Raw genomic sequence first — 16103 nt, forward strand, 5'->3', positions numbered from 1 at the left:
TTATTCCGCCGCCTGCTTGAAGCCGCTCTTGGCCAGCGCCGAGCATTCAGCCATCACGGCCGACGCCCGCGCGATCGGGTTGGTCAGGTAGAAATCCTTCACCGACGAGGTGAAGGTGCCTTTGTTCAAGCGGCCGCCGAGCTTCGCCACCTTGGCGATATCGTCGCCGCTGCCGGCCTGCACCTGATCGATGCGGGCGAGATGCGGGAATTCGCCATAGAGCTTGGCGCGCAGCTGCGCCAGCGAATCGAAGGGCAGCTTCTTGCCGAGCACATCCGACAGCGCCCTGAGAATCGCCCAGTCCTCGCGCGCCTCGCCCGGAGCGAAACCGGCGCGGTTGGTCTGCTGCACACGGCCTTCCGTGTTCACATAGGTGCCGGACTTTTCGGTGTAGGCCGCGGCCGGCAGGATGACGTTTGCGCGGTGCGCGCCGGCATCGCCATGTGTGCCGATATAGACGACGAAGGCGCCGCCGGTCCTGGCCATGTCGATTTCGTCGGCGCCGAGCAGGAAGAGCACATCGGTGTCGCCCAGCATGCCGGCAACGTTCTTGCCGCCCTCGCCCGGCACGAAGCCGACATCGAGGCCGCCGACGCGCGCAGCGGCGTTGTGCAGCACCGCAAAACCGTTCCATTCGGCCGTGACCGCGTTGACGGCGGTGGCGAGCTTTGCCGCCTGGCCGAGCACCGCCGCGCCATCCGTGCGCGCCAGTGCGCCCTGGCCGACGATGATCAGCGGATGCGTGGCCTTGCTCAGCACCTCGAAGAATTTGCCGTTGCCGTCAGCGAGATCCTTCAGCGATTCCGGACCGGCGCCGATCAGATCATAGTCGTAGCGTGTGTCGCCGATCTCGCCGATCACGCCAACGGGCAGGTTGCCGACGCGCCAGCGCTTGCGGATACGGGCATTGAGCACTGAAGCCTCGAAGCGCGGATTAGCGCCGATGATCAGCACCGCGTCGGCCTGCTCGATCCCTTCGATGGTCGGGTTGAAGATGTAGCTGGCGCGGCCGAGCGACGGATCGAGCGCAGCGCCGTCCTGGCGGCAGTCGATATTCTTCGAGCCGAGAGCGCTCATCAGAAGCTTGAGCGCGTAGATTTCCTCGACAGCCGCGAGATCGCCGGCAATCGCGCCGATCCGCTCGGGCGCGGTCTTCGACACCTCGTCCTTGATCGCCGCGAAGGCTTCCGCCCAGCTTGCCGGAGCGAGCTTGCCGTTCTTGCGCACATAGGGGCGGTCGAGGCGCTGCGTGCGCAGGCCGTCCCAGATGAAGCGGGTCTTGTCGGAGATCCACTCCTCGTTCACCGCCTCGTTGACGCGCGGCAGGATGCGCATCACTTCACGGCCCCTGGAATCGACGCGGATCGCCGAGCCGACGGCATCCATGACGTCGATCGATTCGGTCTTGGTCAGTTCCCACGGCCGCGCCTGGAAGGCGAACGGCTTGGAGGTCAGCGCGCCGACCGGGCAAAGGTCGATGACGTTGCCCTGCAGCTCCGACGTCATCGCCTGTTCGAGATAGGTGGTGATCTCGGCATCCTCGCCGCGGCCGATCAGACCGAGCTCGGAAATGCCGGCGACTTCGGTGGTGAAGCGGACGCAGCGCGTGCAGTGGATGCAGCGGTTCATCACGGTCTTGACCAGCGGGCCGATATACTTGTCTTCGACCGCGCGCTTGTTCTCGTGATAGCGCGAGGAATCGACGCCGAACGCCATCGCCTGGTCCTGCAGGTCGCACTCGCCGCCCTGGTCGCAGATCGGGCAATCCAGCGGATGGTTGATCAGCAGGAACTCCATCACGCCTTCACGGGCCTTCTTGACCATCGGCGTGTTGGTGAAGATTTCCGGCGGCTCGCCATTCGGGCCGGGGCGCAGGTCGCGCACACCCATGGCGCAAGACGCCTGCGGCTTGGGCGGGCCGCCCTTCACCTCGATCAGGCACATGCGGCAATTGCCGGCGATGGACAGCCGCTCATGGAAGCAGAAACGCGGCACTTCCGCGCCGGCATCCTCCGCCGCCTGCAGCAGCGTGTAATGGTCGGGTACCGTGATCTCTTTCCCGTCGACCTTTAGCTTTGCCATTCGCCTCAAACCCTCGCGGATGTCCGCAATCTATCTTCCGGGCGCGGTTTGCACCGCGCCCGGCTTTTCAAATCACTTCGCGGCGAGCGCCGCCGCCTGCGCAGTCCAGTCGTCGCGGCCTATGCGGCCGGCGAGCGACAGATAATCTTCCACCCAGGCGATCTCTTGCGACGTCCAGGCCGCGATCTGCTCATAGGTCCAGATGCCGAGACCGTTGAGCACCTTCTCCAGTTTCGGTCCGATACCCGAAATCGCCTTCAGGTCCGACGGCTTCGCCGGCTTGTCGACGGCCTTCGGTTGCCTGAAATCCTCGGGCATCAATGCGGCCGCTGCCGGTTGGGCGACAATATCGGCCCCGGTCGTGTCGAGAGCCTTCTCGGTCGCGTTCACCGCGATATCGGTCACGTCCCTGGCAAAGGTCTGCGCCTCGGCGATCAGCGTCTCGGTCGCCTTGCGCGCCTTGGACGCATTGGCGGCCGCTTCGCTCTGCGCCTCGATATCGTCGAGGAAAGGCTGGAACATGCGCTGCGAAGCTTCCAGCGCGCCGGTGAAGGCGCCCATCCACATGCCGACGGCATGGTTGGCAACACCGATGCCGAGCGCCGACATCGCCGCCGCGCCCGCGACCGGATGCGCCAGAAGGTTGACGGCGCTGGCCATCTCCTTCGGCATCATCTTGGTCAGGTCCTGGTTCATCTTCTCGAATTGGTCCAAATCAGGCATAAACGGATAGGGTATCGAATACGGCGCCATAGAGTTCTCCTGGTCGTTTCTTCGTATGCCCCGCCCCTGCTTTGCGTCTCGGGCTTGCGCCCGTATTTCGAAGTCTTATTCCGCCGCCACCATCACCGGCTCGACCCGGTGCGCGTTGCGCGAAAACTCGTCGATGCGGCGTTCCACCTCGCCGCGGAAATGTCGCATCAGGCCTTGGATCGGCCAGGCGGCCGCATCGCCCAGCGCGCAGATGGTGTGGCCTTCGACCTGCTTGGTGACATCGAGCAGCATGTCGATCTCGCGCTTCTGCGCTTCGCCTCGCACCAGCCGCTCCATCACCCGCCACATCCAGCCGGTGCCTTCGCGGCACGGCGTGCACTGGCCGCAGCTTTCATGCTTGTAGAAGTAGGACAGCCTGGCGATCGCTTTCACGACATCGGTCGACTTGTCCATGACGATGACGGCCGCGGTGCCGAGGCCGGATTTCAGGTCGCGCAGCGCGTCGAAGTCCATCGGCGCGTCCATGATCTGCTCGGCCGGCACCAGCGGCACCGAAGCGCCACCCGGAATGACCGCGAGCAGATTGTCCCAGCCGCCGCGGATGCCGCCGCAATGCGTCTCGATCAGTTCCCGGAACGGGATCGACATCGCCTCTTCGAAGGTGCACGGGTTGTTGACGTGGCCGGAGACGCAGAACAGCTTGGTGCCGGCATTGTTCGGCCGGCCGAAGGACGAGAACCAGGCCGCGCCTCGGCGCAGGATGGTCGGCGCCACCGCGATCGATTCCACATTGTTGACGGTGGTCGGGCAGCCATAGAGGCCGACATTGGCCGGGAATGGCGGCTTCAGCCGCGGCTGGCCCTTCTTGCCTTCGAGGCTTTCGAGCAGCGCCGTCTCCTCGCCGCAGATATAGGCGCCGGCGCCGTGATGCATATAGACGTCGAAGTCGTAGCCGGACGTGTTATTCTTGCCGATCAGCTTGGCCGCGTAAGCCTCGTCGATGGCGCGCTGCAGTGCCTCGCGCTCGCGGATGAACTCGCCGCGCACATAGATGTAGGCCGCGACCGCGCCCATGGCGAAGCCGGCAACCAGCGCGCCCTCGACCAGCGTGTGCGGATCGTTGCGAAGGATGTCGCGGTCCTTGCAGGTGCCGGGTTCGGATTCGTCGGCATTGATGACCAGATAGCTCGGACGGCCGTCGCTCTGCTTGGGCATGAACGACCACTTCAGTCCGGTCGGGAAGCCGGCGCCGCCGCGGCCGCGCAACCCGCTTGCCTTCATCTCATTGACGATCCAGTCGCGGCCCTTGGCGATGAGACCGGGCGTATCGTCCCAGATGCCGCGCGACTGCGCGCCGGCCAGCGACTTGTCGAACAGGCCGTAGATGTTGGTGAAGATGCGGTCTTTGTCCTGAAGCATTTGTCGTCCCTCAGACCGGCTTCTTGCCGAAGACGCGGATGTATTCGGCGACGCCGCCCTTGGCGAGCGCCTTGGCCTGCTTCACCCAGTCGTCGCGCTCGATGCGGCCGCGGAAATTGAGATAGCCATCGACCCATTCGCGCTCGGCCTTCTTCCAGGCGGCGACCTGAGTGAAGGTGTAGATGCCCAGCGAATGCAGGGTCGCTTCGATCTTCGGACCGACGCCGGAGATCAGCTTGAGATCGTCGACCGTGGCCGGACGCTCGATGCCGGCGGGGCGGTTCTTGTCCTCGAGCGAAGGTTTTGCCGTCTTGGCGACGGGCTGCTTGGTTTCCGGAGCCTTGAAGGCGGCCGCCGGCTCGGCCTTGTTCTTCGGCCCGCTGCGCGGCTTGGAAACCGCCTCGACTTCCGGAGAAGCCTGATTGGCATTGGCGGCCGAATGGCGCGGCGCCCTGACACTGGCCGCCTTCTCGGTGGCCGGAGCGACCTTGACCGGCGACGGCGTAGCCAAGGCCGGGCTGGTCTCGGGCGCATCGGTCTTCGGCTTGCTGGATTTGGACGGCGCAACCGGGCCAGCAGCGGCCGGAGCAGCAGGAGCCGGGGCCGCGGCAGGCGCGGCCTGCGAGACGACGGCGGCAGGAGCAGCAGCCGGCGCCGCGGCGGCGGCATCCTTGGCAGCCTTCGCGGCCGCCTTGGCTTCCTTGTCGCGCGTCGACTTCAGGATCGCCTTTTCGCTGGTAAGCGTCTTCAAACCATCGGCCGGCTCGGAGCCATGGCGGCCGTTCTGCGGCCCCGGCTTGACCTCGGCGCCCCTGCCGGCGTCGTAGAGATCGATGATCTCGGCCAGCCGCTCAGGCGTCAAATCCTCGAAAGTGTCCTTGAAAATCATGACCATCGGCGCGTTGACGCAGGCGCCGAGGCATTCGACCTCCTCCCACGACAGCGTGCCCTCGTCGTTGGTGTGGAACTGGTTGTGATGGATCTTCGAACGGCACACATCCATCAGCGCTTCCGAGCCGCGCAGCATGCAGGGCGTGGTGCCGCAGACCTGGATATGCGCGCGCGTGCCGACCGGATTGAGCTGGTACTGCGTGTAGAAGGTCGCGACCTCGAGACCACGGATGCGCGGCATGCCGAGCATGTCGGAGATCGTCTCGATCGCCGCCTTGGTGACCCAGCCTTCCTGCTCCTGCGCGATCATCAGCAGCGGGATGATCGCCGACTGTTCGCGCCCCTTCGGGTATTTGGCGATCCACTGCTCAGCCGCCGCCGCATTCGCCTCGTTGAAGGCGAAGGTGGCTGGCTGGACGCTGGCATCTGCGAGACGACGAACTGACATTTTAGCGATCGACCTCACCAAACACGATGTCGAGGGAGCCAAGCACGGCGGTGACGTCGGCGAGCATGTGGCCGCGGCACAGGAAGTCCATGGCCTGCAGATGCGCGAAACCGGGGGCGCGCAGCTTGCAGCGATAGGGCTTGTTGGTGCCGTCGGAGACGAGATAGACGCCGAATTCGCCCTTCGGCGCCTCAACGGCGGCGTAAACCTCGCCGGCCGGCACGCGATAGCCCTCGGTGTAGAGCTTGAAGTGATGGATCAGCGCTTCCATCGAGCGCTTCATCGCCGCGCGCTTCGGCGGCACCACCTTGCCGTCGAGATTCGACACCGGGCCGGCGCTTTCCTTGCCGAGCAGCAGATCGACGCACTGGCGCATGATCTTGGCCGACTGGCGCATCTCTTCCATGCGCACCAGATAACGGTCGTAGCAGTCGCCGTTCTTGCCGATCGGGATGTCGAAATCCATCTCCGAATAGCATTCATAAGGCTGCGATTTGCGCAGGTCCCAGGCGGCGCCCGAGCCGCGCACCATCACGCCCGAAAAACCCCAGGCCCAGGCGTCGGCCAGCGACACCGTGCCGATATCGACATTGCGCTGCTTGAAGATGCGGTTGCCGGTCAGAAGCGCATCGAGGTCGTCGATCGACTTCAGGAACGGGTCGATCCACTTGCCGATATCCTCGACCAGCCTCTGCGGCAGGTCCTGATGCACACCGCCCGGCCGGAAATAGGCCGCATGCATGCGCGAACCGCTGGCGCGCTCGTAGAACACCATCAGCTTTTCGCGCTCGACGAAGCCCCACAGCGGCGGCGTCAGCGCGCCGACGTCCATCGCCTGCGTCGTCACATTCAAGATGTGCGACATGATGCGGCCCATTTCGGAATAGAGCACGCGGATCAGCTGGCCGCGCTTCGGCACCTCAATGCCCAGCAGGCGCTCTGCCGCGAGCGCGAAGGCATGCTCCTGGTTCATCGGCGCGCAATAATCGAGCCTGTCGAGATAAGGCACGGCCTGCAGATAGGTCTTGGCCTCGATCAGCTTCTCGGTGCCGCGGTGAAGCAGGCCGATATGCGGATCGACGCGGTCGACCACCTCGCCGTCCAGCTCCAGCACCAAGCGCAAAACGCCATGCGCCGCAGGATGCTGCGGACCGAAGTTGATGTTGAAGTTGCGGACGGAGGTTTCAGCCATCGTGGCGCCTCAATTCGTCTTGGCTTTTTCATCCCCCGGCAGGACGTAGTCCGTCCCTTCCCAAGGAGAAAGAAAATCGAAATTGCGGAATTCCTGCTTGAGCTCGACCGGCTCGTAGATGACCCGCTTCGCCTCGTCATCGTAACGAACCTCGACGAAACCGGTCAGCGGGAAATCCTTGCGCAGCGGGTGCCCCTCGAAGCCGTAATCGGTGAGGATGCGACGCAGATCCGGATGGCCGCTGAACAGCACGCCGTACAGATCGTAAGTCTCGCGCTCGTACCAGTCGGCGCCGGGATAGACAGCGGTCAGCGACGGCACCAGCGTTTCCTCGTCGGCCTGGACCTTGAGGCGGATGCGCACATTCTGCTTCGGTGACAAAAGGTGATAGACGACGTCGAAACGCTTGGCGCGTGAGGGATAGTCGGCGCCGCAAATGTCGATGATCGAGATGAACTGGCAGCGCGTATCGTCGCGCAGGAAGGTCGCCACCTCGATCAGATTGCCCGGCTCGACCGAAACGGTCAGCTCGCCATAGGCAAGCACGGCTTCGCCGATGCGGCCGGAGAGCTTCTCGCCGAGATAGGTGGAGAGTTCGTTCATCGCCAGGGTCATCGGCTCACCGTTCGATCGTGCCGGTGCGGCGGATCTTCTTCTGCAGAAGGAGAATGCCGTAGAGCAGCGCTTCCGCGCTCGGCGGGCAGCCGGGCACATAGATGTCGACCGGCACGACGCGGTCGCAGCCGCGCACCACCGAATAGGAATAGTGGTAGTAGCCGCCGCCATTGGCGCAGGAGCCCATCGAGATGACGTAGCGCGGCTCCGGCATCTGGTCGTAGACCTTGCGCAGCGCAGGCGCCATCTTGTTGGTCAGCGTGCCGGCGACGATCATGATGTCGGACTGGCGCGGAGACGCGCGCGGCGCGACGCCGAAACGCTCCGAGTCATAGCGCGGCATCGAGGTGTGGATCATCTCGACCGCGCAGCAGGCGAGGCCGAAGGTCATGAACATCAGCGAGCCGCTGCGCGCCCAGGTGATCAGCGCTTCGGTCGAGGTGACAAGGAAACCCTTGTCGGCCAGCTCATTGTTGATTTCGAGGAAGAAGGGATCGTCCTCCCCCACCGGCCTGCCGGTGTTGGGGTCAATGATGCCCTTGGGCTTCGGCGCGACGAGGGTGCCTGAACTGTCGTTCAATCCCATTCCAGCGCTCCTTTTTTCCATTCATAGGCAAAGCCGATCGTCAGCACCGCCAGAAACACCATCATCGACCAGAAGCCGAGCATGCCGAGCTTCGAGAAGGACACCGCCCACGGGAACAGGAAGGCGACCTCGAGATCGAAGATGATGAACAGGATCGACACCAGGTAGAAGCGGATGTCGAACTTCATGCGGGCGTCGTCGAACGAGTTGAACCCGCACTCATAGGCGGAAAGCTTTTCCGGATCGGGGTTGCGATAGGCCACCAGGAAGGGGGCGATGATGAGCGCCAGACCGACGATCATCGCCACGGCGATGAACAGCACGATAGGCAGATATGAACTCAGGAGTGCGCTCATGCGGCGGCTTTCCTTCGGCGGGGCAGTTCACTTTGATTACAGCAACGAACTCTAATGCGGAAGCGTGACAGTTTAACCGCTGAACCGTTTTAAGGGGGCCCATGCTGCAACGCGGCGAGGGTTAGCGCAGCGGTTTCGGTGACGCAAGTCAAACCTTGTTCAAATCGCGACCCTGGACGCCATATCGGAAGAAACTGGTCCGATCCGCTCCTGTTTGATTTCCTTCGCTTTTTACTCCACTTTTCTCTGCTGACATATCTCCCGCCATTTGCCTGCTAGCATGGCCGGAATCACCGGCTAAAAATCCAACGGACGATCGGGGCAAGGACAGCTTGATGAAGGAGAAACTCTCGCTCGCCATGGCCAGGCGCATCGCGCTCGGGGCACAGGGGTTCAACGACCCTCGTCCCGCAGGGGTTCCGGATCGCCGTCACCTTGCGCGTGTGCTTTCGCGGACCGGCCTGCTGCAGATCGATTCCGTAAGCGCGGTGGTGCGCGCCCATTACATGCCGCTTTATTCGCGCCTCGGGCCTTATCCGCTTGCGCTGCTCGACAACGCCGCGGTCACGCGCAAGCGCGCGGTCTTTGAATACTGGGCGCATGAGGCATCGTTCCTGCCTGTCGAGACCTACCCGCTGATGCGCTGGCGCATGCAGCGCGCCGAGCAGGGCGACGAGATGTATCTCGGCCTGGCGAAATGGGGCCGCGAGCGCAAGGAGATGATCGACGAGATCTATAGAGAGGTCGCCGATCGCGGTCCGATCGCCGCCTCCGACATCGAGGGTCACAAGGGCAATGGCGGCTGGTGGGGCTGGAGCGAGGCCAAGCATGCCTTCGAATGGCTGTTCTGGGCCGGCCGCATCACCACCGCCTACCGGCGCGGCTTCGAACGCTGTTACGACCTGCCCGAGCGCGTTTTGCCGCAGGCCGTGCTCGACCTGCCGGTGCCCTCGGTCGAGGAGGCGCATCGCGAATTGCTGCGCATCTCGGCCCGCGCCCACGGCATCGCCACCTATGGCGACCTGCGCGACTATTTCCGGCTGGCGCCCGGCGACACCAAGGATCGCATCGAGGAACTGGTCGAAACCGGCGAATTGCAGCCGGTGAAGGTCGAAGACTGGGACAAGACCGCCTATCTTCACAAGGACGCGCGAATCCCGCGCCGGATTGAGGCTCGCGCCCTGCTTGCCCCCTTCGATCCCGTGGTCTTCGAGCGCACGCGCACCGAAAAGCTCTTCAATTTCCGCTACCGCATCGAGATCTACACGCCGGCCGAAAAGCGCCAATACGGCTACTATGTGCTTCCCTTCCTGCTAGGCGACCGCATCGTCGCCCGCGTCGATCTGCGCGCCGATCGCCCGGCCAGCGTGCTGCGCGTCCACGCTGCCTATGCCGAGCCCGACGCTCCCGCTGAAACGGCCGCCCAGCTCTTCGAGGAGCTGAAGCAGATGCAGGGCTGGCTCGGCCTGGAGGCGATCGAGGTGACGCCGGCCGGCGACCTCGGCCCGGCGCTGGCCGACATCGCGGTGTCGTAGCCGCGCGTTGACAGGCGCCTAGCCGTAAGCCTAAATCCGCCGCAGACGGTCTTCTCCCGGCAAAGGGAGGAGCCAAGAGGGAATGCGGTGCGGGCCAAAAACCCAAATCCGCGGCTGTCCCCGCAACTGTGAGCGACGAGCCCCGGCCGAAAACCACTGGGATGTTCCCGGGAAGGCGGCATTCAGGGCGACGACCCGCGAGCCAGGAGACCTGCCGTCTGAGACTTTAAGTATCCGAATGCCCGGCGGGTTTTCCGGGCAAGGAGCCTGGTTTTGGATCGCAACGGCAGTTTCCCGGCAAACATCGCGGACATTTCGTCCGAGCCCGACGCGCTGGCAGGCGTGACCGTCATCGTCTGCTCGTCCTGCCGCGACGAGACCGGTTCCGATGCCCATCCGCGCGCCGGCTCGCAGTTGGCCGAAGATACGCGCCGTGCCGCCTCGGACGAGAACATCCGCATCCGCACCGTCGAATGCCTCGGCAACTGCAAGCGCCGGCTGAGCGCTGCGCTGCTGCGCGACGGCTGCTGGAGCTACATCTTCGGCGATCTGGAGACGACCAGCGGCGCCGACTTGGTCGCCGGCGCAAAGCTCTTCGCCAGGTCGACCGACGGCCTGATCCCCTGGCGCGGCCGGCCCGATTCCCTCAAGCGCGGCCTGGTTGCCCGCATCCCTCCCCTCGACATGCTGAAGGACTGACCATGACTGCTTCCGTTTCCCGCGTGCCCTGCACCGTCGTCACCGGCTTCCTCGGCGCCGGCAAGACGACGCTGATCCGCAACCTGCTTGAAAACGCCAAGGGCAAGCGGCTGGCGATCATCGTCAACGAATTCGGCGATGTCGGCATCGACGGCGAGATCCTGAAGGGTTGCGGCGTCGACACCTGTCCGGAGGAAAACATCGTCGAGCTCGCCAATGGCTGCATCTGCTGCACAGTCGCCGACGATTTCGTGCCGGCGCTCGACCAGATCCTATCCCGCACGCCCAAGGTCGACCACATCCTGATCGAGACCTCCGGCCTCGCTCTGCCGAAACCGCTTGTGCAAGCTTTTCAGTGGCCGACGGTGAAGAGCCGCGTGACGGTCGACGGCGTCGTTGCCGTGGTCGACGGCCCGGCGCTGGCCGACGGCCGCGTTGCCTCCGACATGGATGCGCTCCAGGCGCAACGCGCGGCGGACGACTCGCTCGACCATGACGACCCGGTCGAAGAGGTGTTCGAGGACCAGATCGCCTGCGCCGACCTGATCATCCTGTCCAAGAGCGACCTGATGGATGCGGCGGGCTCTGAGCGCGCCAACGCCGTCATCGGCGAGCATGTGGCGCGCGCCGTGAAAATCGTGCCGAGCGCGCAGGGCAAAGTCGATCCTTCGGTGCTGCTCGGCCTCGGCCTCGCCGTCGAGGACGACATCGAGAACCGCAAGACCCATCACGACGACGAGCTCGACCATGAGCATGACGATTTCGATTCCTTCGTCATCGACATCCCGTCGATCGCCAATCCGGACGAGCTGGCAAAGCGCGTCGCCCTTGCCGCCGAGCAGGAGAACGTGTTGCGTGTCAAAGGCTTCGTCGAGGTTGGCGGCAAGCCGATGCGGCTCCTGCTCCAGGCGGTCGGCCCGCGCGTCAATCACTATTACGACCGCGCCTGGACTGCCGAGGACGACCGCCGCTCGCGGCTCGTCGTCATCGGCCTCAAGGGGCTGAACCGCCCGGCGATCGAGCGTATCCTCGCCGGCTGAGGCCAATACGAGAGGCCGACCCGAACCGCTATGCATATCCTCGCCACCACATCCGCTTCGCTCGACGATCTCGCCGAGCCGATCGACCTCAGGCAGACGCCTGCGGATGTCGTGGCGCTGTCGTTCACCGACAGCGATCTCGCTGGCCTGGCCGCTGCTTGGAAGGCCGATGCCGCGCGGCTGCCCTCGATGCGGCTGGCAGCGTTGCGCGATCTTCGCCACCCGATGTCGGTCGACTTGTGGATCGACAGCGTCGCCCGCCACGCCAGGGTCGTCCTCGTCCGCATCCTCGGCGGCTATGACTGGTGGCGCTATGGCTGCGACCAGCTCGCCGCGGTGGCGCGCGAGCGCGGCATCAAGCTGGCGCTGCTGCCCGGCGAAAGCCATGACGAGGACCAGCGGCTGATCGAAGCCTCGACCCTGCCGCGTGCGGAGCTGGACGCTCTGCTCGGCTATTTCCGCGAAGGCGGCCCGGCCAATATGGCGGCGCTGGTGCGGAGACTGGCGCGGCTCGCAGGGTCTGAGGCGGCTGTGGCTGAGCCGGTCGGCGTGCCGAAGGCGGGGTATTATGAGCCGAGGCTGGGGGTTGTAGAAAAGCCTATCTTATCGAACGTTGGCGATCCTTCGCCCCCCTCTCTGTCCTGCCGGACATCTCCCCCTCAGGGGGGGAGATCAGCCTTCACCGGCGCCGGTGCCTGTTCATCAAGGGCGTCAAAAGAGCCATCTGCAACGTCAGCGATAGAGCCATCTGCAACGCCTGCGATTGGCGAAACCGTCGACGACAGAGCAATCTCCCCCCCAGGGGGGGAGATGTCCGGCAGGACAGAGAGGGGGGCGACGGAACTCGACGTCGACAATTTCGCCGTCGTCCCCATCCTCTTCTACCGCTCAATGCTGCTGGCGGCAGACGTAGCGCCGATCGATGCGCTGGTCGACGCACTACGCTCGCAGGGCATCGCGCCCGTGCCAATCTTCGTCTCCAGCCTGAAAGACCCGGCATCTCTCGCCTTTGTCGAAGCCGCCCTCGCCGCGCTGAACCCGGCCGCGATCGTTACCGCCACGGCATTCGCCTCCGGCGCCGAGCCCGGCGCCGAAACGCTCTTCGACCGCGCCGGCGTGCCGGTCTTCCAGGTCATCGTCGCCACGACGAGGCGCGAGGTCTGGGAGAACAACCAGCGCGGCCTGGCGCCCGCCGATCTTGCCATGCATGTCGTGCTGCCCGAGCTCGACGGCCGCATCCTGGCCGGCGCGATCTCCTTCAAGGGCGAGGTCGAGACCGACCCGGCGCTGGCTTTTCGCGCCTTCGCCAACCGGCCTGAGACGGATCGCGTTGCGCAAGTCGCCAGACGCATCTCGGCGTTTATTCGCTTGCAACGGGCGGAGCGCGCCGAGCGCAAGCTTGCCATCCTGATCCCAGACTATCCGAGCGCGCCTGGCCGGACTGGCTATGCGGTCGGGCTGGATGTGCCTTCCAGTGTGCTTGCCATGCTGCATGACCTGAAGGAACAGGGCTATGCGGTTGACGGGATTCCGCAATCGCCGCGCGCGTTGCTGGATGCGCTGGAGGCGGGTGGGCAGGGCCGCCTCTCCGTAGAGGACTACTTCGCCTTTTCGGCCGAACTACCCCGGGCAGCGCACGATGCAATAGAGGCCGCGTGGGGCAAGGCAGAAAGGAAAGGTTCGAGCAAGGCGCCCCCCTCTGTCCTGCCGGACATCTCCCCCACTTGGGGGGAGATTGGCAGTTCCTCCGCCGGCTTTCCCCCTGCGAAGTCAGAGATTGGCGAAATCGACGGCGCGAGCCTAATCTCCCCCCTTATGGGGGAGATGTCCGGCAGGACAGAGGGGGGCGCGACAGAACGCGAGCCTTCGCAGCTAGCGCACGAAGCCCACTTCCCTTTCAACGCCGCGACCTTCGGCAACGTCACCGTGGCGCTCGCCCCCGACCGCGGCCGTTCCGCCGATCGCCGCGCCGATTACCACGACCCGACGCTCCCCCCGCGCCACGAACTGATTGCCTTCGGCCTCTGGCTGCAGAAATCGCTCGGCGTCCACGCCATCGTCCATGTCGGCGCGCATGGCACGCTGGAATGGCTGCCGGGCAAGACGGTCGCGCTTTCCGACAATTGCTTTCCTGAGATCGTCACCGGCTCGCTGCCGGTCATCTATCCCTTCATCGTCTCCAATCCCGGCGAGGCGGCCCAGGCCAAGCGCCGCATTTCCGCGGTCACGCTCGGCCATCTGCCCCCGCCGTTGACCGGCGCCGGCCTCGACGAGGCGCAACAGAAGCTGGAGCGGCTGGTCGACGAGTATGCCCAGGCCGATGGCTTGGATCGCCGCCGGCGCGACCGACTGGCAAAGCTGATCGTCGAGACGGCGCGAAAGACCGGACTTGCCTCGGAAGCCGGCGTCGCCAAGACCGATCAACCCGACGAAGCGCTGCGGCGCATCGACGCCTGGCTCTGCGACCTCAAGGATTTCGCCGTCAAGGACGGGCTGCATGTCTATGGCCGCGCGCCGGAAGACGAGGCAGATCCGCTGCGCCGGCAAAGCGCGGCGGACGAGAAAGCCAACCTTCTCGCCGCGCTCGACGGCCGCCATATCAAAGCGGGTCCCGCCGGCGCGCCGGCGCGCGGCCGCTCCGATGTCCTGCCCACCGGCCGCAACCTCTTCACCTCCGATCCGCGCACCATGCCGACGCCGACCGCCTATGATCTCGGCCAGGCGGCGGCGGAAGAAGTGGTGCGCAGCTATATGCAGAGCCATGGCGACTGGCCGCGCTCGCTGGTCATCAATCTCTGGGGCTCGGCCTCGCTGCGCACCGGCGGCGAGGAGATCGCGCAAGGTCTGGCGCTGATGGGCTGCCGTCCGCAATGGGATGCCGCCACCGGTCGCGTCACCGGCATCGAGGTGCTGCCGCCGGCGGCGCTCGGCCGGCCGCGCGTCGACGTCACCTGGCGCATTTCTGGCCTGTTCCGCGACATGTTCCCAACCCAGATCGCGCTGATCGACGCTGCCGCCAACGCCGTCGCCGGCCGCGACGAGGACGATACGGAGAACCCACTTGCAGCGGCGACACGCGCCGAGGGCAAGATCAGCCCGCGCATTTTCGGCACCTCCCCCGGCACCTATGGCGCCGGTGTCGAGGATCTGCTCTCGCGCGGCGAATGGGGCGCGCGCGAGGAGATCGGCCGCGCCTATCTCGACGCCACTTCGCACGCCTATGGCGGCGCCGACGGCGAGGCGATCTCGGCGCCCGGCGCCTTCGAGGGCCGCGTCGCCGAGGCCGACCTGCTCGTCCACACCGGCGACGATCCGGGCCGCGATATCCTCGAAGGCTCGGCCGATGTCGCCTTCATCGGCGGCTTTTCGGCCGCACTTGCAGCGCTTGGCCGCAACGCCGACGTTATTGTGCTCGACACCACCGACCCGCAGAAGCCGAAGCCGCGCTCGGTCGGCGAAGCGGTTTCGCGCGTGGTGCGGGCCCGCGCCGTCAACCCGCGCTTCATCGCCGGCCAGATGCGCCACGGCCCGCGCGGTGCCTCGGAATTCGCCGAAACAGTCGACCGTCTGGTCGGCTTCGCCGAGACCACGCATGCCATTTCCGGCGCGCTGATCGAAGCCGTGCATGACGCCTATGTCGGCGATCCGGACGTTCGCGCCTTCCTGCTGCGCGAGAACCCGGCGGCGGCGAAAGTTATCGCCGAGCGCTTTCTCGCGGCCCGGCGGCGAGGCCTCTGGCATCCTCTCAGGAATTCCATCGACGACGATCTCGCTGACTTGATCGCCGAAGCCGAAACAAACGAGGTGGCGGCATGAATGCCTTTTCGCGCCGCGGCGCCTGCCCTGCACTCAGCGCGCCGATGCAGACTGGCGATGGGCTTTTGGTGCGGCTCAATCCAGTCACTGGAGGACTTGCGCCAAACTTGCTGATCCGATTAGGCGAATCCGCCCTGCGCCACGGCAATGGCATCATGGAAGTGACCGCGCGCGGCAGCCTGCAGATCCGCGGACTGAGCGCGGAAAGCGCGCGGATGCTGGCGGCTGAGGTGGATGCGCTTGGTATTGCGGTGCGCACCGGCGTTCCGGTGGAGATCGGGCCGCTGGCGGGGATCGACCCTGAGGAGATTGCCGATCCTCGCCCGTTGGCCGAGCGGCTCAGGGCGGCGATCGAAGAAGCTGGGCTGACGGCAAGGCTGGGGCCGAAGGTGTCGGTGGTTGTTGATGGCGGCGGGCAGCTTACGATGGATACCGTGGCGGCCGATGTGAGGCTTGAGGCGGTGCGAGCCGGCGAGGATGTTCGTTGGGCCGTATCGGTTGCCGGCGACGGAAGCAGTGCAAAGCCGCTAGTCACTGCCGATGCGGATGCTGCGCGCGACATTGCCGTGGCGGCACTCCGGATGGTTGCTGAGAAAGGCCGCGAGGCGCATACCCGCGATTTGTCGGAGCGGCAGTTGGCCTCTCTCGCAGGTTGGCGTTCCTTCGCGCCCCCCTCTGTCCTGCCGGACATCTCCCCCACAAGGGGGGAG

Annotated in this window: 13 protein-coding genes and 1 riboswitch; of the genes, 5 read left to right on the forward strand and 8 right to left on the reverse strand. The window is 65.3% G+C overall.

The genetic code is table 11. The features are described 5' to 3' along the window. The 8 genes from nuoG to E5X34_RS20505 form a co-directional block, all read right to left on the reverse strand. Complete coding sequence (nuoG, locus tag E5X34_RS20470; RefSeq protein WP_292568322.1) at positions 1–2082, reverse strand: NADH-quinone oxidoreductase subunit NuoG; 2082 nt, start codon at positions 2080–2082, stop codon at positions 1–3. 72 nt (positions 2083–2154) lie between these two features. After that, the gene (locus E5X34_RS20475) at positions 2155–2835 is read right to left on the reverse strand and encodes an NADH-ubiquinone dehydrogenase (RefSeq protein ID WP_292568324.1); all 681 of its coding nucleotides are present in this window, start codon (positions 2833–2835) and stop codon (positions 2155–2157) included. A gap of 75 nt (positions 2836–2910) precedes the next feature. Beyond that, positions 2911–4215 carry an NADH-quinone oxidoreductase subunit NuoF gene (gene nuoF / locus E5X34_RS20480; protein ID WP_040982034.1) on the reverse strand — a complete coding sequence of 435 codons (1305 nt, stop codon included), beginning with the start codon at positions 4213–4215 and terminating at the stop codon, positions 2911–2913. A 10-nt stretch (positions 4216–4225) separates the two neighbouring features. Further along, complete coding sequence (locus E5X34_RS20485; RefSeq protein WP_292568326.1) at positions 4226–5554, reverse strand: NADH-quinone oxidoreductase subunit E; 1329 nt, start codon at positions 5552–5554, stop codon at positions 4226–4228. 1 nt (position 5555) lies between these two features. After that, the gene (locus tag E5X34_RS20490) at positions 5556–6746 is read right to left on the reverse strand and encodes an NADH-quinone oxidoreductase subunit D (RefSeq protein WP_292568328.1); all 1191 of its coding nucleotides are present in this window, start codon (positions 6744–6746) and stop codon (positions 5556–5558) included. Between the two features lie 9 nt (positions 6747–6755). Continuing rightward, positions 6756–7361, reverse strand: a complete 606-nt coding sequence (locus E5X34_RS20495) for an NADH-quinone oxidoreductase subunit C (protein ID WP_292568330.1) — start codon at positions 7359–7361, stop codon at positions 6756–6758. A 4-nt stretch (positions 7362–7365) separates the two neighbouring features. Then, positions 7366–7947 (reverse strand): NADH-quinone oxidoreductase subunit B, encoded by a 582-nt coding sequence (locus E5X34_RS20500; protein ID WP_015317338.1) that lies wholly within the window; start codon positions 7945–7947, stop codon positions 7366–7368. Then, entirely contained in the window at positions 7938–8303 is a 366-nt protein-coding gene (locus tag E5X34_RS20505) for an NADH-quinone oxidoreductase subunit A (protein ID WP_042643187.1), read from the reverse strand. The genes E5X34_RS20500 and E5X34_RS20505 overlap by 10 nt, the downstream gene beginning before the upstream one ends. A 335-nt stretch (positions 8304–8638) precedes the next feature. On the opposite strand from E5X34_RS20505, the gene E5X34_RS20510 reads away from it, so the two are divergent. The 5 genes from E5X34_RS20510 to cobG all read left to right on the forward strand — a co-directional run. Beyond that, a complete protein-coding gene (locus tag E5X34_RS20510; protein WP_292568332.1) occupies positions 8639–9838 on the forward strand; it encodes a winged helix-turn-helix domain-containing protein in 1200 nt (399 codons plus the stop codon). 29 nt (positions 9839–9867) lie between these two features. Then, positions 9868–10072: riboswitch (cobalamin riboswitch) on the forward strand. Between the two features lie 39 nt (positions 10073–10111). Further along, positions 10112–10537, forward strand: coding sequence for a DUF1636 family protein (locus tag E5X34_RS20515; RefSeq protein WP_292568334.1), 426 nt, complete (start codon positions 10112–10114; stop codon positions 10535–10537). Positions 10538–10539: 2 nt separating this feature from the next. Further along, entirely contained in the window at positions 10540–11577 is a 1038-nt protein-coding gene (cobW, locus tag E5X34_RS20520; protein WP_292568336.1) for a cobalamin biosynthesis protein CobW, read from the forward strand. Positions 11578–11607: 30 nt separating this feature from the next. Then, positions 11608–15393, forward strand: coding sequence for a cobaltochelatase subunit CobN (locus E5X34_RS20525; protein WP_292568338.1), 3786 nt, complete (start codon positions 11608–11610; stop codon positions 15391–15393). Then, the coding region (gene cobG / locus E5X34_RS20530) for a precorrin-3B synthase (RefSeq protein ID WP_292568340.1) at positions 15390–16103 on the forward strand (714 nt) is incomplete at its 3' end. The genes E5X34_RS20525 and cobG, both read left to right, overlap by 4 nt.

The organism is Mesorhizobium sp., assembly GCF_004963255.1.
Taxonomy (GTDB): Bacteria; Pseudomonadota; Alphaproteobacteria; order Rhizobiales; family Rhizobiaceae; genus Mesorhizobium.